A 22,983-nucleotide genomic window follows, 5' to 3' on the forward strand; every position below is an offset into this window, starting at 1 on the left:
GATGGCAGCTACCGCCTCCATCGCATCGTCTTCGTCGGTACGCCCCGTGCTGTCGCACCCGTCAGCGCCATCGCTGTGGGCGGCCACTGCACCCGCCGCACCGCCCACGCCACCGCTGGCGGCAGCGCTGACCACCACCGACGCGCTGGTGATCGGCGCGGGATATACCGGCCTGTCGGCAGCACTGCACCTGGCCGAAAGCGGCGCCAGCGTGTGCGTGCTTGACGCCCATGCTCCCGGCTGGGGCGCGTCGGGCCGCAACGGCGGCCAGGTGAACCCCACCCTCAAGTACGACCCCGACGAACTGCAGCGCATCCACGGCGCCGCTCGTGGCGAGCGGCTGATCGACGCCGTCTCCCGCTCGGCCGACCTTGTGTACGGGTTGATCGAACGCCACGGCATCGACTGTGCGCCCGTGCGCGCCGGCTGGCTGCAGGTCGGATACACCCAGCAGGCGGTGGACGGCATGCATGCGCGCGCCCGGCAGTGGGAGCGGCGCGGCGTGCGCGTGGAACTGCTGGACCGCACTGCCACGGCAGCACGCACCGGCACGCCCGCGTTTGCCGGCGGCTGGCTGGATGGCCGCGCCGGCGCCATACAGCCCCTGGCCTACGTGCGCGGACTGGTGCGCGCCGCACAGACCTTGGGCGCGCAGGTCCACAGCGGATCGCCCGTGCTGGCACTGGAGCGACAGGGCACGGACCATTGGACCGCCACCACGGCCCAGGGTCAACGCATACAGGCCAGGCAGGTGCTGCTGGCCACCAACGGCTATACCGATGGTCTGTGGCCTGGCCTGGCGCGTACGGTACTGGCAGCCAACAGCTTCATCGTGGCCACGCAGCCCCTGGGCAAGGCGGGCGCGCACATCCTGCCCGGGGGCGAGACAGGCTCGACCTCGCAGCGCCTGCTGCTGTACTTTCGCAAGGACGCACAAGGCCGTCTGCTCATGGGCGGGCGCGGACATTTTGCGGACCCGCAGGGTGCAGGCGACTATGCCCACCTGGAACGCGCCGTGGCGCTGATGTTCCCCGGACTGGGCCCCCTCCAATACGAGTACCGCTGGGCAGGGCGCATCGCCGTCACACGCGACTTCATGCCCCACCTGCACCAGCCTGCCCCCGGCATCACCATGGCCCTGGGCTACAACGGCCGCGGCATTGCCATGGCTACCCTGCTGGGGCGGGAGGCGGCTGCGCTGATGGCCGGCGGAAATGCGCCGGCCTGCCCCTTTCCGGTAACGCCGGTTCAGCCGATACCGCTGCATGGGTTGCAACGGTTGTACATAGCGGCAGGGGTGGCTTGGTACAGCCTGCTGGACCGGCTGGGTGCTTGAGGTTCAGTGGAGCCGGCCGATCAAGCCGCGCCGGCCTGGCGCACCAGCCGCAGCGCCTGCTGCGCCACGCGCTCGCCGAACAGGCGCGCGGTCTCCAGGTCGCCCGGCAGCATCTCGGCGGCCGAGGCATCCGAGGCCGATTGCGCCATGGCGCCGCTGAAGGCGCCTATCCAGTTGAGGTCGTTGCGCTGCGCGGCGCGCGCGTTGGACGGCAGCATGCCGCTGCCCACCCACAGCCCGCCGTGCTGCATGGCCAGCTGGAACAGATAGTCCAGCGTGGTCTGCTTGTTGCCGTTGACGCTGGCACTGTTGGTGAAGCCGGCGAACAGCTTGTCCTTCCAGGCCTGCACGAACCACGGCTTGGACGAGGCATCGGCAAAGCGCTTGAACTGCCAGCTGGGCCCGCCCATGTAGGTGGGCGAGCCGAAGATGATGGCATCTGCCGCCGCCAGCAGCTCCCAGCCGCCGGCAGGCAGCTGGCCGTCGCTGTCTATGGCCAGCATGCGCGCACCCGCGCCATCGGCCACGGCCTGGGCCATGCGCTGGGTGTGCCCGTAACCCGAGTGGTAGACCACCACGATATCTGCCATACAAGAAATCCTCGGGCGCCGGCCACGGCTCCAGGCCGGCAGGCGCCACATTCATCGATCATCCACGCCAAAAGGCCCCACAGCGCTGCTGCGGGGCCCACTCAGGCCGGTAGCCTAACAAAAATAAAGGAGCCGGCGGCAGTGCGCGGGCCACTCAATGGCGCCGTGCATCCACACTCCAGCCACCGGCGCCATGGGCGGCAAAGCCCAGCAGGCCGCCCGTGACGGCGATGTTCTTCCAGAACAGCAGCTGCTGCATCATGGCCGCGTCAGCCGGCACGCTCCAGTAGGCATGGAAGAAGAAGCTGGCCACCAGCGTGAAGAAGGCCAGCGCCAGGGCCGCCCAGCGCGTGCACCAGCCCAGCAGCAGGGCCAGCCCGCCGACGATCTCCACCACCAGGGCCACGGCCACGCCGATCTGCGGCATGGGCATGCCCACCGAGGCCGCATAGCCCACCGTGCCGGCGAAGCCTCCGATTTTCTGAAAGCCCGCAGGCACGAACATCAGCGCGATCAGGATGCGGCCGGCCAGCGCCAGCGGGTTGCTCAGACGGTTCAGCATGATGGTTACTCCTCGTGAATGCTCAGGCTTGCAGATCGAACACCAGGACCTCGGACTGTTCCCCGTCGTGCAGGCGCAGTCGCGGTTCATTCTCCACAAGGGCCGCATCGCCCGTTGTCAGCCGTTGCCCATTGACGCTCAGCGCGCCGCGCACCAGGTGCACATAGGTTTTGCGGCCGGGGGGCAGCTCCATTTCGGCGTGCTCATCGCCGTCGAACAGGCCGGCATAGAGCCGGGCATCGGCATGGACGGTGACCGAGCCATCCGCGCCATCGGGCGAGGCCACCAGGCGCAGGCGGCCGCGCTTTTCCTCGTCGGCAAAGGCTTTCTGCGCATAGCCGGGCGCAATGCCCGTCTCGCTGGGCAGCAGCCAGATCTGCAGGAAATGCGTGGTCTGGCCTGGTGCGTGGTTGTGCTCGCTGTGCACCACGCCCGAGCCGGCGCTCATGCGCTGCACCTCTCCCGGCGAGATGGTCTGCTCATTGCCCATGCTGTCCTTGTGCGAGAGCCGGCCTTCGAGCACGTAGCTGATGATCTCCATGTCCTTGTGGCCATGGGCGCCAAAGCCCGTGCCCGGGGCGATATGGTCTTCATTGATCACGCGCAGGTTGCCAAAGCCCATGTGGCGCGGATCGTGATAGCCCGCAAACGAGAAGCTGTGGTGCGAGCGCAGCCAGCCGTGGTCGGCATGGCCGCGTTCGCGGGATTTGCGCAGGGCGATCATGTGTATGTCCCTTTCAACTGGTCAGATCTTCAAAACTCTTGCGTCGGTGGCTCCACTGTAGAAGCCGCTGTAGCAGGCCAGGCACAGCGGGATTGATGGCATCATTCAAAGCTTTTGAATCCATAACGCCCCATGCCCAGCCCCCGCGACGTGCTCACTCCCGACAGCTTGGCCATGCTCCAGGCCATTGCCGAGGCCGGCAGCTTTGCCGCCGCCGCACGCCAGCTGGGCCTGGTGCCAAGTGCCCTGACCTACCGCGTGCGCCAGATCGAGGATGCGCTGGACGTGCTGCTGTTCGACCGCCGCTCGCGCCACGCCCAGCCCACCGAGGCCGGCCGGGAACTGCTGCGCGAAGGCACCCGGCTGCTGCATGAGATCGACACCGTGGCCCACCGCGTGCGCCGTGTGGCCACGGGCTGGGAGCCGCACCTGACCATCGTGGTGGACGGCGCCGTGGCGCGCACGCCCATGCTGGAACTGGTCGAGGCCTTCTACGCCATGCAGCCGCCCACGCGGCTGAAGCTGCGCGACGGCATCCTCACCGGCACGCTGGAGACGCTGACCTCGGGCCGCGCCGACCTGGCCATCGGCGTGGCCGTCAACTCCAGCAACGTGGCAGGCCTGCAGGCCTGCGAGCTGGGCGAGCTGGACTTCGTCTTTGCCGTGGCGCCCCACCATCCGCTGGCCACGGCGCCCGAGCCCATCACCGACGCGACGCTGCTGCAGCACCGCATCATCGCCGTGGCCGATTCAGGCCTGCGCGACAGCGCCAGCATGGGCCTGCTCAGCGGCCAGGACATCTTCACCGTGGACTCCATGCAGGCCAAGATCGAGGCCCAGGTGCGCGGCATAGGCTGCGGCTTCCTGCCCCATTTCATGGCCGACGTCTATGTGCAGGCCGGCCTGCTGGTAACGCGCCAGGTCGCCCGGCCCTCGCGCAATGTGCGCATGCACTACGCATGGTCCTGCCCGCCGCAGCAGGACCCGCCGCGCGCGCTGCAGTGGTGGCTGCAGCAGCTGGAAAGCCCCGCCACGCGCCGCGCTCTCATGGAAAATCATCACCGACATTGAGCTGGCGCACGCCGCCGGGCGGTCTGTGCGGGTGTAGAGTGGTTACAGGTCCCGGCCTGCTCCGCCGCTGCGGCGAAGCAGGCCGGCAAGGACATGCTTCCCGGAATCTGCCACTGCCCGCAAAGGTCTGCTCCATGAACGCTTCCCGCGCCGCCTCCAAGTCCACGGTCAAGAAAAAGGCCACCAAGCCCCCCGAAGCCTCCAAGGCGCGCCCCAAGGCCGGCGCGCGCCGCATCGCCGTGATCGGTGCCGGCATGGCGGGCCTGGCCTGCGCCCGCACGCTGATGCAGGCCGGCTACGATGTCCATGTCTACGAACGGCTGCCCCAGGTGGGCGGGCGCATGCGCTCGGTCAACGCCGCGCATGGCGCCTTCGACATCGGCGCGCAGTATTTCACCGTGCGCGACAAGCGCTTCGAGCTGGCCCTGCAGACCGTGCCCGGCCTGTGCCGCCCCTGGAGCGTGAGCACGCTGCGCGTGCTGGATGCGCAGGGTCGCCAGTCCAGCGCCGCACCCGCACCCACCGAGGCCCATTGGGTGGCCACGCCCGACATGCAGGCCCTGCCCATGGCCTGGGCCGCGCCGCTGTGGGACGCCGACCGCCTGCATCTGGGCCAGCGCGTGACCAAGCTCGAACGCCAGCCCGGATCGCGCGGCTGGAGCCTGCATGTGGAGACGACCGAGCCGACCACGCAGATCCGCACGGGATTCGATGAAGTGATACTCGCCCTTCCCGCGCCCCAGGCGCGCCAGCTGCTGCAGACCACGCCCCTGGCCCTGTCGCTGGTGCAGGGCATGGCGGCCGTGGAGATGGCACCCTGCTGGGCGCTGACGCTGTCCTATCCCATGGCCACCGAGGCCGGCCTGTCCACCCTGGGCCCACAGTGGAATGCAGCCCGTACCACCCATGAGCGTGCAGTCTGGGTGGCGCGCGAATCGTCCAAGCCGGGACGCTCCCAGAGCGAGCGATGGACCGTGCTGGCCAGCCCCCAATGGTCCCAGGAGCACCGCTCCGACGACGCGCCCCGCGTGCTGGCCAAGATGCAGAAGGCCTTTGGCGAGATCACGCGCATCCGCATCCCCCCCCGCCATGCCAGCGTCTATCTCTGGCCCCATGCCCAGACCCTGTCGCCGCTGGGCAGCAGCCATTTGCGCAACAAGGACGCCGGCCTGGGCCTGTGCGGCGACTGGTGCATTGGCCGCCGTGTCGAGGATGCCTTTGTCTCGGGGCTGGAGATGGCGCTGGCCATGGTTGCGGACTGAGCCGGGGCAGTGTCCGGCTCCCAGGTCATGGCAAGGGGCGGCGCGAGGCTTTAACATCCGGCCCCGATGATTTGCGCCGTCCCTCAGTCCCCCGATCCCGGCATTGCCACCGCGGCCTCCCCCTATGTGGGCCGCTTTGCGCCCTCGCCCACGGGCCTGCTGCATGCAGGCTCCCTGGTGGCAGCGCTGGCCAGCTGGCTGGATGCCCGGGCCCACGGCGGGCGCTGGCTGGTGCGCATCGAGGACATAGACCCCCCGCGCTGCCAGCCCGGTGCCGACATGGCCATCCTGGGCCAGCTCGCCGCCTGCGGCCTGCTGCCCGACGAGGAGCCGGTCTGGCAATCCCGCCGCGGCGCCCTCTACGAGGCCGCTGTGGAGCAGCTCAAGGCCAGCGGCCTGGCCTATCCCTGCGGCTGCACGCGCAAGGACATCGAGGCCGCCTGGGACCGCCTGGGCTGGATCCATGAACGCCATGTGGAGCGCCCCTACCCCGGCACCTGCCGCGACGGCCTGCATGGCAAGAGCCCCCGCGCATGGCGCTTTGCGCTGGACCACTTTGCCGGCCGCCACCCCGTGCTGCGCTGGCAGGACCGCCGCATGGGCGCCCAGCAACAGGACGTGATCCACAGCGTCGGCGACTTCGTGCTGCGCCGGGCCGATGGCCTGTGGGCCTATCAGCTGGCCGTGGTCGTCGATGACGGCCTGCAGGGCGTCACCCATGTGGTGCGCGGCGCCGACCTCGCCGACAATACGCCCCGCCAGATGCTGCTGCAGCGCGCCCTGGGCCTGCCCACCCCGCAGTACCTGCATACGCCGCTGGTGCTCATGCCTGACGGCGAGAAACTTTCCAAGCAGCACGGCGCCCCCGCCCTGGACCTGAGCGTCCCCCTGGCGACGCTTCGCACCGCCGCCACCCACCTGGGCCTGCCCCAGCCTTCTCCACAGACCGCATTGGGCGAAGCGCTGCAGTTCTGGGTACGGAGCTGGCGCCATACATACAATTGAGCCCGTGAACCCAATTCCTTCCTCCCACGCCGAGCAGTCCATGGACGGCGACATCCCGAACACCATGCCCGCTGCCTCCGGCACGCCGCATGATTGCCCTTCACCCTCCACGCCTGCGGCCGCGCGTACCGGCCAGCCGCCCGAGGGCGTGGCCCATCCCAAGACCATCAAGAGCTATGTGCGCCGCGCCGGCCGCACCACGACCGGCCAGGCCAAGGCCTTCGAGGAACTGGGCCCGCGCTTCGTGCTCAACTACCAGGCCGCGCCGCTGGACGCCGCAGCCACCTATGGCCGCCAGGGCCGGCTGATCCTGGAGATCGGCTTCGGCATGGGCGAGGCCACGGCACACATTGCGCGCGTGCGCCCGGACGACAACTTCCTATGCTGCGAGGTGCACGAGCCTGGCGTGGGCGCCCTGCTCAAGCGCATTGGCGAGCAGGACATCACCAACATCCGCATCCTGCAGCACGACGCCGTCGAAGTCATAGACAACATGCTGCCCGAGGCCAGCCTCGACGGCGTGCACATCTTCTTTCCCGATCCCTGGCACAAGAAGAAGCACAACAAGCGCCGCCTGATCCAGGAGCCGCTGGTGGCCAAGCTGGCGCGCCGGCTGCGCCCCGGTGGCTACATCCACTGCGCAACCGACTGGGAACCCTACGCAGTGCAGATGCTGGAAGTGCTGGGCGCCGAGCCCCTGCTGGCCAACACGGCACAAGGCTATGCCGCCAAGCCCGACTACCGGCCGCTGACCAAGTTCGAGAACCGCGGCATCCGCCTGGGCCACGGCGTATGGGATCTGGTGTTTGAGCGCCGCTGAGCCGGTCGCGCCCTCCTCCAAGACAAGGCCTCGCATGCAGCCATTGCTACAGAATCTGGTCGAGATGACGGCCCACCGGGACCATCTGCGATTGGAAATCTCGGTGCTGTCCACCTTGTTCAAGCTCAACGGCGTGGTGCAGGTGCGGGCGCTGGAGCTGTTCGCCATGCCTGACGGCAGGCACTGCGTGCGTGCGCGCACCTGGAGCCAGGGCGATGAGGTCATGTCCACCGATGCCGAGGCCCTGTACGACCCGCAGAGCGTGGAGCTGTCCTCCATGCCCTCGCTGCAGCAGGCCCTGCAGCAGCGCGCCCTGGTCGCCTCGGCCGTGCAGCCCGATGGCCGCCATGTGCTGTGGCTACCGCTGTGGCGCCAGGAGACGGCCTACCACTGCCTGGAGATTGCCCAGTCCACGGCCTTCTCGCCCAGCCGGCTGGATGTGATCCAGGGCATCTTCGGTGTCTATCACAACTACCAGAGCCTGCTGGACTACAGCGAGCGCGACGCGCTGACCGGCCTGCTCAACCGCAAGACCTTCGACGAGCAGTTCCTGCGCCTGTCTCTGCAGGAGCCGCCGGCAGCCATGCCTGGCGTGGCCACGCAAGATGTTCCGGGCCAGTGGCTGGCCGCCATCGACATCGACCATTTCAAGCGCATCAACGACCGCTTCGGCCATCTGTATGGCGACGAGGTGCTGATCCTGGTGGCCAACATCCTGCGCAGCTGCTTCGATGCCAAGGACCGCGTATTCCGCTTCGGCGGAGAGGAGTTCGTGGTGCTGCTGCGCTCGGTCAGCCTGGCCAATGCGCGCAAGGCGCTGGAGCGCCTGCGCCACGATGTGGAGAGCTACGAGTTTCCCCAGGTCGGCCGCATCACCGTGAGCGCGGGATTTGCCGCCATGGGCACCGGCGCGCCCGTGGAGGTTCTGGGGCATGCCGACCAGGCGCTCTACCACGCCAAGGAACATGGCCGCAACCAGACCTGGTACTACGGCGACCTGATCACCCAGGGATTGCTGGCACCCCAGGTGAACAGCAACGACATCGAACTGTTCTGAGCCCGACCTGAGGCCAGGCCGGTCAGGCCGGGTCGGTCAGGCCGTGTCGGCCACGCGCACGCAGTCGCGCCCGGCGTGCTTAGCCTCGTAGAGCATGGCATCGGCACGCTGCAGCAGTTGCTGCACGCCCTCGCCGCCACGCAATTGGGCCACGCCAAAGCTGGCCGTCAGCATCAGATCCAGCCCGTGGACATGCACGGGCGTGGTGCGCACGGTCTCGCGCAGTTGACCGGCCAGTGCCCCGGCCCGGGCCGCAGCGACACCAGGGATCACGATCAGGAACTCCTCCCCGCCGTAGCGCGCCATCCAGTGCGCCGACGAATCCAGCTCCAGCGCACGCTGGCAGCGCAGCGCCACCTCGCGCAGCGCGGCGTCGCCGGCGGCATGGCCGTGCCTGTCGTTCACCCGCTTGAAGTGGTCCACGTCCACGAACATCACGCTCAGCGCCGCGCCCCGGTCCCGGCTCTGGACGACCTCGGCCGCCAGGCGCTCGTCCATGGCGCGCCGGTTGAGGCAGCCGGTCAGCGCGTCGGTCAGCGACATGCGCTTGACCTCTTCCACCAGCTCCTGCAGTTGCCCGGTGCGCTGGGCCACCAGCAGGTCCAGATGCTCGATGTGGCCGCGCAGGTCATGCTGCAGCTGGGCAAAGCCCTGCACCACCAGATCGATCTCGTCGTGCTGGCCGCGCCGGGTCCGCTCCAGCACCAGTGGCCGCGACAGCTCGTTGGGCTTGAGGCTGGCCGCAAAGCTTGCAATCTGCTGCAGCGGCTGGCGAAGTTCGCGGCGCATCACCCAGGCCACCATCAGGCAGACCAGGGCCGTGAACAGCGCATAGCCCAGCAGCACACGCAGCGTGGAGTCGCGCAGCACCTCCAGGTAGTGGCCCCGGTCTTCCCAGACCTGCAACTCACCCAGCGGCAGGCTGGACTGGCTGTGCCTGGGCGCCGCAATGGCCATGGACACGGCGGGAGCCTGGCCATCCCTGGGCTCGCCGGCCTCGTACATCTCGCCCGTGGAGGTGACGCGCAGCTGCACATGGCCGACCAGGGGCAGCCGGCCCAGCCACTGCACCTGCTCGTGCACCAGGGCAGGCTCTATATCCCACAGCGCGGCCGACAGCGAGATCATGCTGTTGGTCACCACCGTCTCCATGGAACGGCGAAACTCCTGCTGCCCCTTGCGGTACTCCCACCAGGCGTGGGCACCGCCGAACACCAGCATGCAGGCCACGGCCAGCAGCATGATACGCACAATCAGCAAGGAGGCGATCGAACGGAAGCGGGGCATGGAAGGCGCTCAGCGCAGCAGGTGCTTCAACTCGAATCCGTAGCGCCGCAGCCGGGGATTGAGGTGCTTGCTGTAGCTGCGAAAGTCCAGCGGAGCCAGGGGCGCGCTGATCCTGTGCTCGTAGCGGTCGATCTGGGACTTGTCCAGCAAGGCGAACATGGGCCGCACCTGCTCCAGCCCTTCGGTGGCGAAATCGCTGCCGTGCGCATGGTCGTACAGCATGACCAGGGCCCAGGCGCCCGTGAGGAAATGGCCGCCCGCCAACGCGCTCAGCTCGCCCGTGCGCAGCGCCGTCATGGCGGCGGCCGATGAATTGATGGCACTGAAGAAGGCATCGTGCCCGGGCGCTCCCCCGCGCGCGCGCCAGGCCTGCATGGCGCCAAAGGCCATCTCGTCGTTGCCGGCCCACACCAGGCGCACTTCGGGATAGCGCTGGAACAGCACGGCCGCCTGCTGCTCGGCGCGTTCGCGGCGCCATTCGCCAAAGACTTCCTGCTGCAGCACCACGTCGCCGGCCTCGGCCGCTGCGCGGCGCATGCCGGCATTGCGCTCCACCGACGAGGGCGTGGAGCGGTCGCCGGCAATGGCCACCATGTGCAGCCGGCCATCGGCCGCACGCGCGTGGCCCGACGCCCGCGCGGCGGCGAACAGGGCCTTGGCCGTGAGGTAGCCGGCCTCTTCGGCGCCCGGCTCCAGGCTGCCCAGCCAGTGGCGATAGCGCTCCCGCGCCACGCCGGTCTGGCCACGCAATGTCTCGGGCACGCCACTGAAGGCCATGAAGCTGTCTATGCCTGCCGCCTCCAGCGTGCGCAGGATTTCGGGCGCCACGCTGTAGTCGTTGGTGAACATCACGTAGCGGGGCCGCTGCGCCTTGGGCAGGGCCGCGATCTGCCGCGCGATCTCGATGGGGCGCAGGTGGTCGCGCTGCGCATAGCGCACCTGCAGCTGCATGCCCAGGCTGCTGGCCGCGTCCTGCATGGCCTCGCTGACCGTGGTCCAGTAGCGCTCGTCGGACCGGCCGGGGTTGATGAAGACCACGCTTTGCGCGGCGGCAGCGGCCGATTGCGCCACCACGCCCATCACGCACGCCATGCGCAGCGCCCACGGCAAGACGCCCCGGTGGAGGAATCCACCGGGGCGTCCCGAAGCGGGAGCAGCAGCAATCATCTGCCGCGCAGCTGGATCAGGCGCGCTCTGCCACCCAGGCCTGCACGGCGGCCAGCGCGGCCGGCAGGCCCGCTGCATCCGTGCCACCGGCCATGGCCATGTCGGGCTTGCCGCCGCCCTTGCCGCCGACCTGGCTGGCCACGAAGTTCACCAGCTCGCCAGCCTTGATGCGCGAGGTCTCGGCCTTGGTCACGCCGGCAGCCAGCTGCACCTTGTCGCCATCGACCGCCGCCAGCACGATGGCGGCGGCGCCCAGCTTGTCCTTGAGCTTATCCATGGTCTCGCGCAGGGTCTTGGCATCGGCGCCTTCCAGTCTGGCGGCCAGCACCTTGATGCCCTTGACGTCGACGGCCTGACCGGCCAGTTCGTCGCCCTGGCTGGAAGCGAGCTTGCCCTTGAGCGCAGCCACTTCCTTCTCCAGCGCACGGATCTGCTCCAGCGCGCCGCCGATGCGGGTGTTCAGCTCGGCCGTCGGCGCCTTCAGCGCAGCGGCCGCCTGGTCCACCGTGGATTCCAGCGATTGCAGGTAGGCCAGCGCGTTCTCGCCGGTCACCGCCTCGATGCGGCGCACGCCAGCGGCCACGCCGCCTTCGCCCACCACCTTGAACAGGCCGATGTCGCCCGTGCGCTGCACGTGGGTGCCGCCGCACAGCTCGCGGCTGGTGCCGATGTCCAGCACGCGCACGGAGTCGCCGTACTTCTCGCCGAACAGCATCATGGCGCCCGTGGCCTTGGCCGATTCGATGTCCATCACCCGCGCGTCGGTGGGCGTGTTGGCCAGGATCTCGGCGTTCACGCGGCGCTCGATCTCGCGGATCTCGGCAGCGGTCACGGCCTGGTTGTGGGCAAAGTCGAAGCGCGTGCGCTCGGCGTTGACCAGCGAGCCCTTTTGCTGCACGTGGTCGCCCAGCACTTCGCGCAGGGCCTTGTGCATGATGTGCGTGACCGAGTGGTTGCGCATGGTGGCGGCACGCAGCTGCGTGTCCACCTCGGCCTGCACGGCATCACCCACCTTCAGGCTGCCGGACTCCAGCACGCCGTGGTGGCCGAACACATCGGCCTTGATCTTGAGCGTGTCCTCGACCGCGAAGCGCGCGCCTGCGGTGCTGATCACGCCCTGGTCGCCCACCTGGCCGCCGGACTCGGCGTAGAAGGGTGTGGTGTCGAGCACGACCACGCCGCTCTGGCCGGCCTTGAGTTCCTGCACGGCGCTGCCTTCGGCATACAGTGCCACCACCCTGGCGGCCTCGGCCAGCTTCTGGTAGCCGGTGAAGGCATTGGCCTGGCCCGTGTACTCGAGGGCGCGGTCCATCTTGAACTTGCCAGCCGCGCGGGCCTTGTTCTTCTGTTCTTCCATGGCGGCCTGAAAGCCTGCCTCGTCCACGCCCAGGCCGCGCTCGCGGCAGACGTCGTTGGTCAGGTCCAGCGGGAAGCCGTAGGTGTCGTGCAGCTTGAAGGCCACGTCGCCGGGCAGCACCTTGGCGCCACCTGCCAGCGCCGCATCCAGGATTTCCATGCCGTTGGCCAGGGTCTCGAAGAAGCGTTCTTCCTCGACCTTGAGCACTTCGGTGATGCGCGCTTCCTGCTCGCGGATCTTGGGATAGGCGTCGCCCATCACGGCCACGAGGTCCTTGACCAGCTTGTGGAAGAACGGCGTCTTCTGGCCCAGCTTGTAGCCGTGGCGGATGGCGCGGCGCACGATGCGGCGCTGCACGTAGCCGCGGCCTTCGTTGGACGGGATCACGCCGTCGGCCACCAGGAAGGAGGTGGCGCGGATGTGGTCGGCAATGACCTTGAGCGACGGGGTCTCGAGGTCGGCAATGTGCGTCTCGCGCGCAGCCGCCTTGATCAGTGCCTGGAACAGGTCGATCTCGTAGTTGCTGTGCACATGCTGCAGGATGGCGGCCAGGCGCTCCAGGCCCATGCCGGTATCCACGCAGGGGGCGGGCAGCGGCTTGACGTTGCCCTGCTCGTCCATGTCGAACTGCATGAACACGTTGTTCCAGATCTCGATGAAGCGGTCGCCGTCTTCGTCAGGGCTGCCCGGAGGGCCGCCGGCCACGTGCGCGCCGTGGTCGTAGAAGATTTCCGAGCAGGGGCCGCAGGGGCCGGTGTCGGCCATCATCCAGAAGTTGTCGCTCTTGTAGCGGCCGCCCTTGTTGTCGCCGATGCGGATCACGCGCTCGGGCGGCAGGCCGATTTCCTTGGTCCAGATGTCGTAGGCCTCGTCGTCCTCGGCGTAGACCGTGGCCAGCAGGCGCTCCTTGGGCAGCTTGTAGACCTCGGTCAGCAGTTCCCAGGCCCACTTGAGCGACTCGCGCTTGAAGTAGTCGCCAAAGGACCAGTTGCCCAGCATCTCGAAGAAGGTGTGGTGGCGGGCGGTGTAGCCCACGTTTTCCAGGTCGTTGTGCTTGCCGCCTGCGCGCAGGCAGGTCTGCACCGAGGTGGCACGCGTGTAGGGGCGCTTGTCGGTACCCAGGAACACGTCCTTGAACTGGACCATGCCCGAGTTGGTGAACATCAGCGTCGGGTCGTTGCCGGGCACCAGGGGGCTCGACTCCACGATGGTGTGGCCCTTGGATGCGAAAAAGTCCAGAAAGCTCTTGCGAATGTCGGCAACGGTGAAAGTGGGTGTGCTCATGGTGTCTAGGAGTTCGGAGCGCGCACGCGGGGCGCTGTCCCTGGCGGGAGGGTGTCCCGTCGGGACCAACGCGCATTATAGGTTTGCCCCATCGTCGCGGCAGCGAGCCCCGCCCGTCCCTCCATCGCGCACCTGGCCGAAGAAGGCCTTACCCCCCATCTGCCCGCCCTTGAGCACGATCTCCAGCCCGCCGCTGGCCGGATCGCTGACATGTGCGCGCAACAGCGGCGCGCGACTGGCCGGTCCGCGGCGCCTGCAGCTGTGGGTGGCGCCCCATCCGGGCCGCAGGGCCGACATTCTTGCGCTGGAGAATGGCGGGTGCAGGAGATGGGGGAGATGGCTAGCACAGGCGATCTCGCCGTTCCCTGATCCCGCTCAGACTGCGCGCGATGGGCGCCCTGGATAATCGCCAGCCGGAACCACAGCAAGCACACCATGGCGCAACCACCGACACCCGAGCCTCATTCCGCCAAACCGGCCCAACCAGGCAAAAGCCGCATCGTGCCCTGGCTCATCGGCCTGCCCGTGGCTTTCTTCGGTGTGCTCATGCTGGCCGGGCAGCTGCTGTCCACGCCCGAAGGTGAGGCGCGCTGGGTGGAGCGCGAAACCATCAAGATCTGCCGCAAGGAAACCGCGCGGCCAGAGGCCGAGCGCAAGACGCAGCAGTTTGAATCGGTGCAGGACTGCGACAGGCTCGAATTCGACTTCAAGCAGCGCTACGGTGAAAACCCCTGAGGCGGAGCCGCAACGGAAAATGCCCCCACGCTCCCCTGCTTCGCAAGGTCCGCTGCCCCCCAGGGGGCCAGCTTTTTGCCTTGGGGCGGCCCGGCGACAAAAAAGGCCGGCAGAGCCGGCCTTTGGCTTGCAAGGGCCCGTTCAGTCGCGCGTCTCGATGGCCCGGTTGATGCCCAGCGCCGCCAGCGTGCACAGCGCGCCCGACAGCAGATAGATGCCCAGCGCCACCAGGCCGAAGCGCGAGGACACGCCCAGCGCCACCAGCGGGGCAAAGGCCGCGCCGACCAGCCAGGCCATGTCCGAGGACAGGGCCGCGCCCGTATAGCGATAGCGCGAGGGGAAGTTGGCCGTCACCGTGCCTGCCGCCTGCCCGTAGGACAGGCCCAGCAGGATGAAGCCGACGATGATGAACACGTTGTTGCCCGTGGTGCCGCTGCCCAGCAGCCAGGGAGCCACAAAGCTGAAGATGCCGATCAGGCAGGCCATGGTGCCCAGCGTGTTGCGCCGCCCCACCCGGTCGGCCAGCCAGCCCGAAACCATGATGGCGCCGGCCGCACAGAAGGCGCCAACGATCTGCACGCCCAGCACATGGTTCACCGACTGGTCCGAATACAGCGAGATCCAGGACAGCGGGAAGATGGTCACCAGGTGGAAGAGCGCAAAGCTGGCAAGGGCTGCAAAGGCGCCGATGACCACGTTGCGGCCCTCGTCACGCATCAGCGGCACCACGCCCATGGGCTCCAGCTCGCGCTGCGCCAGCAGCTCGGTGTAGGACTGGCCCACCACCAGGCGCAACCGGGCAAACAGTGCCACCACGTTGATGGCAAAGGCCACGCAGAAGGGATAGCGCCAGCCCCAGCTGAGGAACTCGTCGGCATCCACATGGGCATAGATGAAGGCAAACAGGCCTGCCGCCAGCACAAAGCCCAGCGGCGCACCCAGCTGCCCGATCATCGAATACCAGCCCCGCCGGTTCTGGGGGGCCGACATGGCCAGCAGCGACGGCAGGCCGTCCCAGGAGCCGCCCAGTGCAATGCCCTGGCCGATGCGCAGCAGCGCCAGCACGATGATGGCGTTCACGCCCGCCTGCTGGTAGCTGGGCAGGAAGGCCATGCCCACCGTACACACGCCCAGCAGGAAGAGCGCCAGCGTCAGCTTGGTCGCCCGGCCCCAGCGCCGCTGCACGGCCATGGACAGCGCCGTGCCCAACGGCCGCGCCACGAAGGCCAGCGCGAAGATGCCGAACGACATCAACGTGCCGTCAAGCTTGGAAAGATAGGGGAACAGCAGTGCCGGGAAGACCAGCACGCAGGCGATGCCGAACACGAAGAAGTCGAAGTACTCCGAGGATCGCCCCAGGATCACGCCGACGGCGATCTCGTTGGGCGTGACATCTTCGTGGGTGTCGGCGCGGGACAGAGATTCCTTGCTTTCGTAGCTTCCGTTGGGGAAGCTTGCAGTTGTGTCGAGGCCGCTCATAGATGGATGCTCCTTGTCTCGTCTCACTGACAGCTCCGTTCTACGCCCTCGCTTGATCTGGCGCAAGGCGGTTTCACCTCGACCGGACTTGGTGTTTTTCCTGCTGCGCGCGGCCGAAAAATGCGGCCTCCGGATCGCCGGGACCCCGCTGCCTGCCCCGCCAGGTAGCAGAAAGTTCCCGGCTTCTCCTTGACGTTGGACAAAATGTCCAATGGACAAATTTATACTTCGTAATACATTTGCCCGGATCTTGTAATCCGCGTTTCTATGTAAACGCGCTCTTGTTGCGCCCCTAGCATGCTAAAAATCAAGGAACTCCGTGGGCCTGCGTGGCTCACCGCGGCCGCTTTGACAGCCAGTCTCACTGGCTGCAGCAAAGCCGTCGTGCTCAACCCGGCCGGCGATATCGCCGCGCAGCAAGGCAACCTGGTGGTCACGGCCACCTTGCTGATGCTGATCATCATCATCCCGGTGATCATCCTCACGCTGCTGTTCGCCTGGAAATACCGCCAGTCGAACACCGAGGCCCACTACGACCCCGAATGGCACCACTCCACCACGCTGGAGCTGGTGATCTGGTCCGTGCCGCTGATGATCATCATCGCGCTGGGCGCCATCACCTGGATCAGCACCCACAAGCTCGACCCCTACCGCCCGCTGGACCGCGTCTCGGCCTCCAAGCCCTTGAGCACCGATGTCAAGCCGCTGGAAGTGCAGGTCGTGGCCATGGACTGGAAGTGGCTGTTCTTCATCCCTGAAAAGGGCATCGCCACCGTCAACGAGCTGGCCGCTCCCGTGGATCGTCCCATCCACTTCAAGCTGACCGCCACCTCGACGATGAACGCCTTCTACGTGCCTGACCTGGCCGGCATGATCTATGCCATGCCCGGCATGCAGACCGAGCTGAACGCAGTGATCAACAAGACCGGTGTGTTCCACGGCCTGGCATCGCACTACAGCGGCGCCGGCTTCTCGGGCATGACGTTCAAGTTCCACGGCCTCAGCGACGAGGAATTCGAGCAGTGGGTTGCCAAGGCCAAGTCCGAAGGCAAGGCCCTGAACCGCGACACCTACCTGAATCTGGTCAAGCCCAGCGAGCGCAACCCGGTCGAGCGCTTCGCCACCGTGGACGAAGGCCTGTACGACAAGGTGCTCAACCGCTGCGTCGAGGAAGGCAAGATGTGCATGCACCACATGATGGCCATCGATGCCGCAGGCGGTGAAGCCTATCTCAAGGCCGTGGGCATGAACCTGCCCCAGGATGTGTGCACGGTGCAAAACGCCGACCGCGTCGTGGCCTTCCTGGACCAGCGCGACGGCTCGGCCGCCAGCGCACAGCAATAAGCAGATAGCGGAAGCGGACGACGGCCAGCCCGCCGCCCGTTCCAAAACGACCTAAGAGACTCGATATGTCTGAACATACCTCCCCGGCACAGGCCCACTGGCTGCTGGGACGCATCACCTGGGACTCCATCCCGATGGCGCATGAGCCCATCGTGCTGGTGACCTTCATCGCCGTGGTGCTCGGCGGCCTCGGCGTGCTGGGCCTTCTCACCAAGTTCCGCCTGTGGGGCCCGCTGTGGCGCGACTGGCTGTGCAGTATCGACCACAAGAAGATCGGCATCATGTACATGATCCTGGGTCTGGTCATGCTGCTGCGCGGCTTCGCAGATGCGCTGATGATGCGCCTGCAGCAGGCCATGGCCTTCGGCGACAACCTGGGCTACCTGCCTCCGCACCACTACGACCAGATCTTCACGGCCCACGGCGTGATCATGATCTTCTTCGTGGCCATGCCCTTCGTGACTGGCCTGATGAACTACCTGGTGCCGCTGCAGATCGGCGCCCGCGACGTGTCCTTCCCGTTCCTGAACAACTTCAGCTTCTGGATGACCACGGGCGGCGCCGTGCTGGTGATGATCTCGCTGTTCCTGGGCGAGTTCTCCACCTCCGGCTGGCTGGCCCTGTCCAACCTGGGGGCGCAGAACCCGGGGGTCGGGCTTGACTACTACATCTGGGGATTGCAGGTGGCCGGTGTCGGCACCACGCTGTCGGGCATCAACCTGATCGTGACCATCATCAAGATGCGCGCACCCGGCATGAACCTGATGAAGATGCCCGTCTTCACCTGGACTGCCCTGTGCACCAACGCGCTGATCGTGGCCTCGTTCCCCATCCTGACCGCAGCCCTGGTGCTGATGTCGCTGGACCGCTACGTCGGCACGAACTTCTTCACGAACGACCTGGGCGGCAACCCCATGCTGTACGTGAACCTGATCTGGATCTGGGGCCACCCCGAGGTCTACATCCTGATCCTGCCGTGCTTCGGCATCTTCTCCGAGATCGTCTCGACCTTCAGCCGCAAGCGCCTGTTCGGCTACACCTCCATGGTGTACGCGACGGTGTGTATCACCATCCTGTCCTACCTGGTGTGGCTGCACCACTTCTTCACCATGGGCTCGGGCGCCAGCGTGAACACGTTCTTCGGCATCACGACGATGATCATTTCGATCCCGACGGGCGCCAAGATCTTCAACTGGCTGTTCACCATGTACCGCGGCCGCATCCGCTTCACCGTGCCGATGCTGTGGACCGTGGGCTTCATGTGCACCTTCGCCATCGGCGGCATGACCGGCGTGCTGCTGGCCGTTCCCCCGGCCGACTTCGTGCTGCACAACAGCCTGTTCCTGATCGCCCACTTCCACAACGTGATCATCGGCGGCGTGGTGTTCGGCGTGTTCGCCGGCATCAACTTCTGGTTCCCCAAGGCCTTCGGCTACAAGCTCGATGAGTTCTGGGGCAAGTGCTCCTTCTGGTTCTGGCTGGTCGGCTTCTGGGTGGCCTTCACGCCGCTGTACGTGCTGGGCCTGATGGGTGTGACGCGCCGCGCCAACCACTTCGAGGACCCCTCGCTGCAGATCTGGTTCATCATCGCCGCCTGCGGCGCAGGCCTGGTGGCCCTGGGCATCGGCAGCTTCCTGATGCAGCTCGTGGTCAGCTACTTCAAGCGCGACCAGCTGCGTGACGAAACCGGCGATCCATGGGAAGGCCGCACGCTGGAGTGGGCCACATCCTCGCCCCCGCCCCAGTACAACTTCGCCTTCACGCCCGTGGTGCATGAGATCGATGCCTGGTGGGATATGAAGAAGCACGGCTACCAGCGTCCGCTGACCGGCTTCAAGCCCGTGCACATGCCCGCCAACACCGGCGCCGGTGTCGTGATCGCTGCGCTGTCCACGGTCTTCGGCTTCGCGATGATCTGGCACATGTGGCCCCTGGCCATCGTGTCCTTCGCCGCCACCGTGCTGGCGTCGATCATCCACACGTTCAACTACAAGCGCGACTACTACATCCCCGCCGCGGAAGTCGCGGCCACGGAAGAACTGCGCACACAACAGCTGGCACGTCATGTCTGATATCCGTTACACCGCAGGCGGCGCTGCCGCCCTGGCCCCGCGTGAGTACCACCTCGCCGAGGAGCCCCATCCCGAAAACGGCACCGCTCTGGGCTTCTGGCTCTACCTGATGAGCGACTGCCTGATCTTTGCAGCGCTGTTCGCCACCTATGGCGTGCTGGGCCGCAACTACGCTGCAGGCCCCACGGGCGCCCAGCTGTTCGACCTGCCCCTGGTGGCGATGAACACGGCCTTCCTGCTGCTGTCGTCGATCACCTTCGGCTTCGCCATGCTGCAAAAGCAGCAGGGCAAGCTGGGCGGCACGCAGATGTGGCTGGCCATCACCGGCCTGTTCGGCCTGTGCTTCCTGGGCCTGGAACTCTATGAGTTCTCCCACCTGCTGCACGAGGGCGCTGGCCCTCAGCGCAGCGCCTTCCTGTCCTCGTTCTTCACGCTGGTGGGCACCCACGGCCTGCACGTGACCTTCGGCCTGATCTGGCTGGTCACGCTGATGATCCAGATCAACAAGCACGGCCTGACGCACGAGAACAACCGCCGCCTGATGTGCCTGTCGATGTTCTGGCACTTCTTGGACGTGGTCTGGATCGGCGTCTTCACTTTTGTTTATCTGATGGGGGTGCTGTAAATGGCTGCACACGACATCCACGCCGGCCACGGTCACCACGACCATCACGGCCATGACGACCACCACCACGATGCCGGCCCGCACAGCACGTTCTCGGGCTACATGTGGGGCTTCGTGCTCTCGATCATCCTGACGGCCATCCCGTTCTGGCTGGTGATGGGCAACATCATCTCGGACCGCTCGACGGCCGTGATGGTGCTCGGCGGCTTCGCCGTGGTGCAGATCCTGGTCCACATGGTCTTCTTCCTGCACATGAACGGCAAGATCGAAGGCGGCTGGACCCTGCTGTCCACCATCTTCACCGTGGTCTTCGTGGCCATCGGCATCGCAGGCACGCTGTGGGTCATGTTCCACATGAACACCAACATGATGCCCCAGCACACCATGCCGGCCGATCCTGCGGCGCAGACGGCACCGGCCGTGGTCACGCCTTGACCGCATCCGGAAACTCCGGGCCCTCCAGCCGCGCAGGCGCATCGCGCCGGCGCGGCCCACTCGCTCAGGCGATGCTCATCTCGGTGGGCATCGCCTTGTTTTTGGGCTTCATCTTCCTGGGCAGCTGGCAGGTGCAGCGCCGCGCCTGGAAGCTGGATCTCATAGAGCGCGTGGAGCAGCGCGTGCACGCCGCGCCCGCTGCCCTGCCCCCGCCCGCCGAATGGCCGCAGATCACGGCCGCCGACCATGAATACCGCGCCGTGCAGGCCAGCGGCCAATGGCTGACAGGCAAGACCGTGCTGACCCAGGCCGTGACCGAGCTGGGAGCAGGCTTCTGGGTGCTGACGCCGCTGCAGCTGGACGATGGCAGCCAGGTGCTGGTCAACCGGGGCTTCATCCCCACGGAGCAGCGCGCACGCTGGCAGGCGCAGCCCGGGCAGGCATCCCAGGACCAAGTGACGGTGTCCGGCCTGCTGCGCATCAGCGAGCCGCGCGGCGGTTTTCTGCGCGAGAACGATCCTGCTCAGCAGCGCTGGTTCTCGCGCGATGTGGCGGCCATTGCACAGGCCCAGGGCCTTGGCAAGGCAGCGCCCTATTTCATCGACGCCGGCCTGCCCGGCCAGCCCGTGGCGGACGGCACCTGGCCGCGCCCGGGCATGACCGTGATCCGCTTTCCCAACAGCCACCTGGTCTACGCACTGACCTGGTACGGATTGGCGCTGATGGTGGTCGGTGCCGCCTGGCTGGTCAGGCGCAATGACCGGCAGCCGGCCGGCAAGCCATAGAACCGCCTTGCGCAGGCAATGGGGCCATCGATGACATCGGTGGCCCTTTTTCTTCAGTCCTCTACAAGACCCTGCCGCGCCACGGCTGCCTGCGGTAGCGCACAATCGCCCGCGTGAATTCGCCTTCAGAGTCCCTGTTCCGCGTCGAGCGCACCACCGAACGCCAGAACATGCAGCTGCTGATACAGCTGCGCTGGTTTGCCGTGGTCGGGCAGGTGATCACCATCTCCCTGGTGCACTACGGCTTCGGCATCAACCTGCCGCTGCCGGCCATGGCCCTGGTGCTGATGGCCAGCGTGTTCACCAACCTCGGCTACATCTACTGGTACCGCAGCCACCGCCGCCAGATCTCGGCGCGCAACCTGTTCCTGGCCCTGCTGGCCGACGTGCTCGCCCTGGCCATACAGCTGTATCTGAGCGGCGGCGCCAGCAATCCCTTCATCTACCTGTTCCTGCTGCAGGGCATTCTGGGCGCCGTGCTGCTCAGGCCCGTGCACGCCTGGATCATCGTTGCCAGCACCTCGCTGTGCACCCTGGTGCTGGCCATCGTGCACTGGCCCCTGCCCATTGGCGCGGCGGGACCGGACGGGCTGCCCGGCCTGTACGTGAGCGGCATCCTGATCAGCTTCGGGCTGACCACGGTGCTGCTGGTGGTCTTCCTGCGCCGCATCGTCTCCAACCTGCGACGGCGCGACGCGCGGCTGGCCAACATGCGCCAGCGCGCCAGCGAGGAAGAGCACATCGTGCGCATGGGCCTGCTGGCCACGGGCGCGGCGCACGAGCTGGGCACGCCGCTGTCGACCATGTCCGTCATCCTGGGCGACTGGCAGCGCATGCCCGTCATCACGCAAGATCCCGATCTGCTCGCCGACCTGCAGGAGATGCAGCAGCAGCTGCTGCGCTGCAAATCCATCGTCTCCAGCGTGCTCATGTCCGCCGGCGAAACCCGCGCCGACGCGCCCCAGGCCACGACCTTGCATGCCTTCATGGATGGAGTGGTCGCCCAATGGCAGTCACGCCATGCGGTAGAGCGTTTCGACTATGTCCAGGCCGAAGAGGACTTCCCCATTCTTTCGGATACCGCGTTGCAGCAAATGGTTTGCAATGTGCTCGACAATGCCGCCGAGGCATCTCCCGGCCATGTGGCGCTGCACCTGTCCGTGCGCACCGGCATGCTGTGCATCACCGTGCGCGACAAGGGTCCCGGCTTTGCACCTGCCGTGCTGGAGCAGCTGGGCCAGCGCCATATCTCCACCAAGACGGAGCGCCCGGGCCGCGGACTGGGCCTGTTCCTGGTGCTCAACGTGGCGCGCTCGCTGGGCGGACGCGTTCAGGTGAGGAACACCCCGCCCAGGGGCAGCGAGGTGGAGATCCGCCTGCCCCTGTCATCGATTGCCATTGAACCCGGCGCCTGAAGCGGCGCCCACAGGAACCCGAATCGCCCATGGACAGCTCCCGCCTCCTGCTGCTGGTTGAAGACGATGCAACGTTTGCACGCACGCTGACGCGATCGTTCGAGCGGCGCGGCTACCGCGTGCTGCAGGCCGCCAGCGCCGAGGAAGTGCGCGAGCTGCTGCAGACGCATTCGCCGCAATACGCCGTCATGGACCTCAAGCTGGCCGGCAATGCCTCGGGCCTGAGCTGCGTGCAGATGCTGCACCAGCACAACCCCGAGGCGCTGATCGTCGTGCTCACCGGCTATGCCAGCATTGCCACGGCCGTGGAGGCCGTCAAGCTCGGCGCCTGCCACTACCTGGCCAAGCCGTCCAACACCGACGACATCGAGGCCGCCTTCGGCCGCCTCGAAGGCCGCACCGACGTGGAGCTGTCGCGCAACCCCACTTCCATCAAGACACTGGAGTGGGAACACATCCACGAAACCCTGGCCGAGAGCGACTTCAACATCTCCGAGGCCGCACGCCGCCTGGGCATGCACCGGCGCACGCTGGCGCGCAAGCTGGAAAAGCGGCAGATCAAGTAAGACGG

At 67.0% G+C, this 22,983-nt stretch carries 21 protein-coding genes; 14 read left to right on the forward strand and 7 right to left on the reverse strand.

Going from position 1 to position 22,983, the window contains the following annotated elements:
* Position 1 precedes the first annotated feature (1 nt).
* Positions 2-1,336, forward strand: coding sequence for an NAD(P)/FAD-dependent oxidoreductase (locus GRX31_RS24050; RefSeq protein WP_442874095.1), 1,335 nt, complete (start codon positions 2-4; stop codon positions 1,334-1,336).
* 20 nt (positions 1,337-1,356) lie between these two features.
* Here GRX31_RS24050 and GRX31_RS24055 read toward each other — a convergent pair whose 3' ends face one another.
* From GRX31_RS24055 to GRX31_RS24065, 3 genes are all read right to left on the reverse strand, one after another.
* A complete protein-coding gene (locus tag GRX31_RS24055; protein ID WP_046239827.1) occupies positions 1,357-1,926 on the reverse strand; it encodes a flavodoxin family protein in 570 nt (189 codons plus the stop codon).
* A 154-nt stretch (positions 1,927-2,080) separates the two neighbouring features.
* Positions 2,081-2,488 (reverse strand): DoxX family protein, encoded by a 408-nt coding sequence (locus tag GRX31_RS24060; protein ID WP_016447170.1) that lies wholly within the window; start codon positions 2,486-2,488, stop codon positions 2,081-2,083.
* Positions 2,489-2,510: 22 nt separating this feature from the next.
* Entirely contained in the window at positions 2,511-3,212 is a 702-nt protein-coding gene (locus GRX31_RS24065) for a pirin family protein (RefSeq protein WP_016451660.1), read from the reverse strand.
* A gap of 132 nt (positions 3,213-3,344) precedes the next feature.
* Between GRX31_RS24065 and GRX31_RS24070 the strand changes: the two genes are divergently transcribed.
* The 5 genes from GRX31_RS24070 to GRX31_RS24090 all read left to right on the forward strand — a co-directional run bounded on the left by GRX31_RS24070 (position 3,345) and on the right by GRX31_RS24090 (position 8,427).
* A complete protein-coding gene (locus GRX31_RS24070; RefSeq protein WP_016447172.1) occupies positions 3,345-4,283 on the forward strand; it encodes a LysR family transcriptional regulator in 939 nt (312 codons plus the stop codon).
* A gap of 134 nt (positions 4,284-4,417) precedes the next feature.
* A complete protein-coding gene (locus GRX31_RS24075; protein WP_160855231.1) occupies positions 4,418-5,545 on the forward strand; it encodes an NAD(P)/FAD-dependent oxidoreductase in 1,128 nt (375 codons plus the stop codon).
* Between the two features lie 66 nt (positions 5,546-5,611).
* The gene (gluQRS, locus tag GRX31_RS24080; RefSeq protein WP_160855233.1) at positions 5,612-6,550 is read left to right on the forward strand and encodes a tRNA glutamyl-Q(34) synthetase GluQRS; all 939 of its coding nucleotides are present in this window, start codon (positions 5,612-5,614) and stop codon (positions 6,548-6,550) included.
* A gap of 64 nt (positions 6,551-6,614) precedes the next feature.
* Positions 6,615-7,370, forward strand: coding sequence for a tRNA (guanosine(46)-N7)-methyltransferase TrmB (trmB, locus tag GRX31_RS24085; protein WP_197065211.1), 756 nt, complete (start codon positions 6,615-6,617; stop codon positions 7,368-7,370).
* A 34-nt stretch (positions 7,371-7,404) separates the two neighbouring features.
* Positions 7,405-8,427, forward strand: coding sequence for a GGDEF domain-containing protein (locus GRX31_RS24090; protein WP_016447176.1), 1,023 nt, complete (start codon positions 7,405-7,407; stop codon positions 8,425-8,427).
* Positions 8,428-8,463: 36 nt separating this feature from the next.
* Here GRX31_RS24090 and GRX31_RS24095 read toward each other — a convergent pair whose 3' ends face one another.
* From GRX31_RS24095 to alaS, 3 genes are all read right to left on the reverse strand, one after another.
* Positions 8,464-9,678, reverse strand: coding sequence for a GGDEF domain-containing protein (locus GRX31_RS24095; RefSeq protein ID WP_337193980.1), 1,215 nt, complete (start codon positions 9,676-9,678; stop codon positions 8,464-8,466).
* A gap of 45 nt (positions 9,679-9,723) precedes the next feature.
* Positions 9,724-10,806, reverse strand: coding sequence for an ABC transporter substrate-binding protein (locus GRX31_RS24100; RefSeq protein ID WP_016447178.1), 1,083 nt, complete (start codon positions 10,804-10,806; stop codon positions 9,724-9,726).
* A gap of 91 nt (positions 10,807-10,897) precedes the next feature.
* Entirely contained in the window at positions 10,898-13,522 is a 2,625-nt protein-coding gene (gene alaS / locus GRX31_RS24105) for an alanine--tRNA ligase (RefSeq protein WP_016451657.1), read from the reverse strand.
* A 435-nt stretch (positions 13,523-13,957) separates the two neighbouring features.
* Between alaS and GRX31_RS24110 the strand changes: the two genes are divergently transcribed.
* Positions 13,958-14,257, forward strand: coding sequence for a hypothetical protein (locus GRX31_RS24110; RefSeq protein WP_160855237.1), 300 nt, complete (start codon positions 13,958-13,960; stop codon positions 14,255-14,257).
* A gap of 141 nt (positions 14,258-14,398) precedes the next feature.
* Here the strand turns inward: GRX31_RS24110 and GRX31_RS24115 are convergent, their stop codons facing one another.
* Positions 14,399-15,736: an MFS transporter gene (locus tag GRX31_RS24115; protein ID WP_016447181.1), complete on the reverse strand. Its 1,338-nt coding sequence runs from the start codon at positions 15,734-15,736 to the stop codon at positions 14,399-14,401.
* Positions 15,737-16,033: 297 nt separating this feature from the next.
* On the opposite strand from GRX31_RS24115, the gene cyoA reads away from it, so the two are divergent.
* From cyoA to GRX31_RS24150, 7 genes are all read left to right on the forward strand, one after another.
* Positions 16,034-17,080, forward strand: a complete 1,047-nt coding sequence (cyoA, locus tag GRX31_RS24120) for a ubiquinol oxidase subunit II (RefSeq protein WP_016447182.1) — start codon at positions 16,034-16,036, stop codon at positions 17,078-17,080.
* Positions 17,081-17,145: 65 nt separating this feature from the next.
* On the forward strand, positions 17,146-19,152 hold the full coding sequence (gene cyoB, locus GRX31_RS24125) for a cytochrome o ubiquinol oxidase subunit I (protein WP_016447183.1): 2,007 nt from the start codon (positions 17,146-17,148) through the stop codon (positions 19,150-19,152).
* The gene (gene cyoC, locus GRX31_RS24130) at positions 19,145-19,777 is read left to right on the forward strand and encodes a cytochrome o ubiquinol oxidase subunit III (RefSeq protein WP_016447184.1); all 633 of its coding nucleotides are present in this window, start codon (positions 19,145-19,147) and stop codon (positions 19,775-19,777) included. The genes cyoB and cyoC overlap by 8 nt, the downstream gene beginning before the upstream one ends.
* Entirely contained in the window at positions 19,778-20,212 is a 435-nt protein-coding gene (gene cyoD / locus GRX31_RS24135) for a cytochrome o ubiquinol oxidase subunit IV (RefSeq protein ID WP_016447185.1), read from the forward strand.
* A 71-nt stretch (positions 20,213-20,283) separates the two neighbouring features.
* Positions 20,284-20,997, forward strand: coding sequence for an SURF1 family protein (locus GRX31_RS24140; RefSeq protein WP_160855247.1), 714 nt, complete (start codon positions 20,284-20,286; stop codon positions 20,995-20,997).
* Between the two features lie 113 nt (positions 20,998-21,110).
* A complete protein-coding gene (locus GRX31_RS24145) occupies positions 21,111-22,412 on the forward strand; it encodes an ATP-binding protein (protein WP_016447187.1) in 1,302 nt (433 codons plus the stop codon).
* A gap of 29 nt (positions 22,413-22,441) precedes the next feature.
* Positions 22,442-22,978: a response regulator transcription factor gene (locus GRX31_RS24150; RefSeq protein ID WP_012205888.1), complete on the forward strand. Its 537-nt coding sequence runs from the start codon at positions 22,442-22,444 to the stop codon at positions 22,976-22,978.
* Positions 22,979-22,983 lie beyond the last annotated feature (5 nt).

Source organism: Delftia sp. CH05, assembly GCF_009827015.1.
Lineage (GTDB): Bacteria > Pseudomonadota > Gammaproteobacteria > Burkholderiales > Burkholderiaceae_C > Comamonas > Comamonas tsuruhatensis.

Bases quoted from the DNA above. Each gene is read 5' to 3' on its own strand.
- GRX31_RS24050 (WP_442874095.1), top strand. From the start codon at position 2: ATGGCAGCTACCGCCTCCATCGCATCGTCTTCGTCGGTACGCCCCGTG.
- GRX31_RS24055 (WP_046239827.1), bottom strand. From the start codon at position 1,926: ATGGCAGATATCGTGGTGGTCTACCACTCGGGTTACGGGCACACCCAG.
- GRX31_RS24060 (WP_016447170.1), bottom strand. From the start codon at position 2,488: ATGCTGAACCGTCTGAGCAACCCGCTGGCGCTGGCCGGCCGCATCCTG.
- GRX31_RS24065 (WP_016451660.1), bottom strand. From the start codon at position 3,212: ATGATCGCCCTGCGCAAATCCCGCGAACGCGGCCATGCCGACCACGGC.
- GRX31_RS24070 (WP_016447172.1), top strand. From the start codon at position 3,345: ATGCCCAGCCCCCGCGACGTGCTCACTCCCGACAGCTTGGCCATGCTC.
- GRX31_RS24075 (WP_160855231.1), top strand. From the start codon at position 4,418: ATGAACGCTTCCCGCGCCGCCTCCAAGTCCACGGTCAAGAAAAAGGCC.
- gluQRS (WP_160855233.1), top strand. From the start codon at position 5,612: ATGATTTGCGCCGTCCCTCAGTCCCCCGATCCCGGCATTGCCACCGCG.
- trmB (WP_197065211.1), top strand. From the start codon at position 6,615: ATGCCCGCTGCCTCCGGCACGCCGCATGATTGCCCTTCACCCTCCACG.
- GRX31_RS24090 (WP_016447176.1), top strand. From the start codon at position 7,405: ATGCAGCCATTGCTACAGAATCTGGTCGAGATGACGGCCCACCGGGAC.
- GRX31_RS24100 (WP_016447178.1), bottom strand. From the start codon at position 10,806: ATGGCGTGCGTGATGGGCGTGGTGGCGCAATCGGCCGCTGCCGCCGCG.
- alaS (WP_016451657.1), bottom strand. From the start codon at position 13,522: ATGAGCACACCCACTTTCACCGTTGCCGACATTCGCAAGAGCTTTCTG.
- GRX31_RS24110 (WP_160855237.1), top strand. From the start codon at position 13,958: ATGGCGCAACCACCGACACCCGAGCCTCATTCCGCCAAACCGGCCCAA.
- GRX31_RS24115 (WP_016447181.1), bottom strand. From the start codon at position 15,736: ATGAGCGGCCTCGACACAACTGCAAGCTTCCCCAACGGAAGCTACGAA.
- cyoA (WP_016447182.1), top strand. From the start codon at position 16,034: ATGCTAAAAATCAAGGAACTCCGTGGGCCTGCGTGGCTCACCGCGGCC.
- cyoB (WP_016447183.1), top strand. From the start codon at position 17,146: ATGTCTGAACATACCTCCCCGGCACAGGCCCACTGGCTGCTGGGACGC.
- cyoC (WP_016447184.1), top strand. From the start codon at position 19,145: ATGTCTGATATCCGTTACACCGCAGGCGGCGCTGCCGCCCTGGCCCCG.
- cyoD (WP_016447185.1), top strand. From the start codon at position 19,778: ATGGCTGCACACGACATCCACGCCGGCCACGGTCACCACGACCATCAC.
- GRX31_RS24140 (WP_160855247.1), top strand. From the start codon at position 20,284: ATGCTCATCTCGGTGGGCATCGCCTTGTTTTTGGGCTTCATCTTCCTG.
- GRX31_RS24150 (WP_012205888.1), top strand. From the start codon at position 22,442: ATGGACAGCTCCCGCCTCCTGCTGCTGGTTGAAGACGATGCAACGTTT.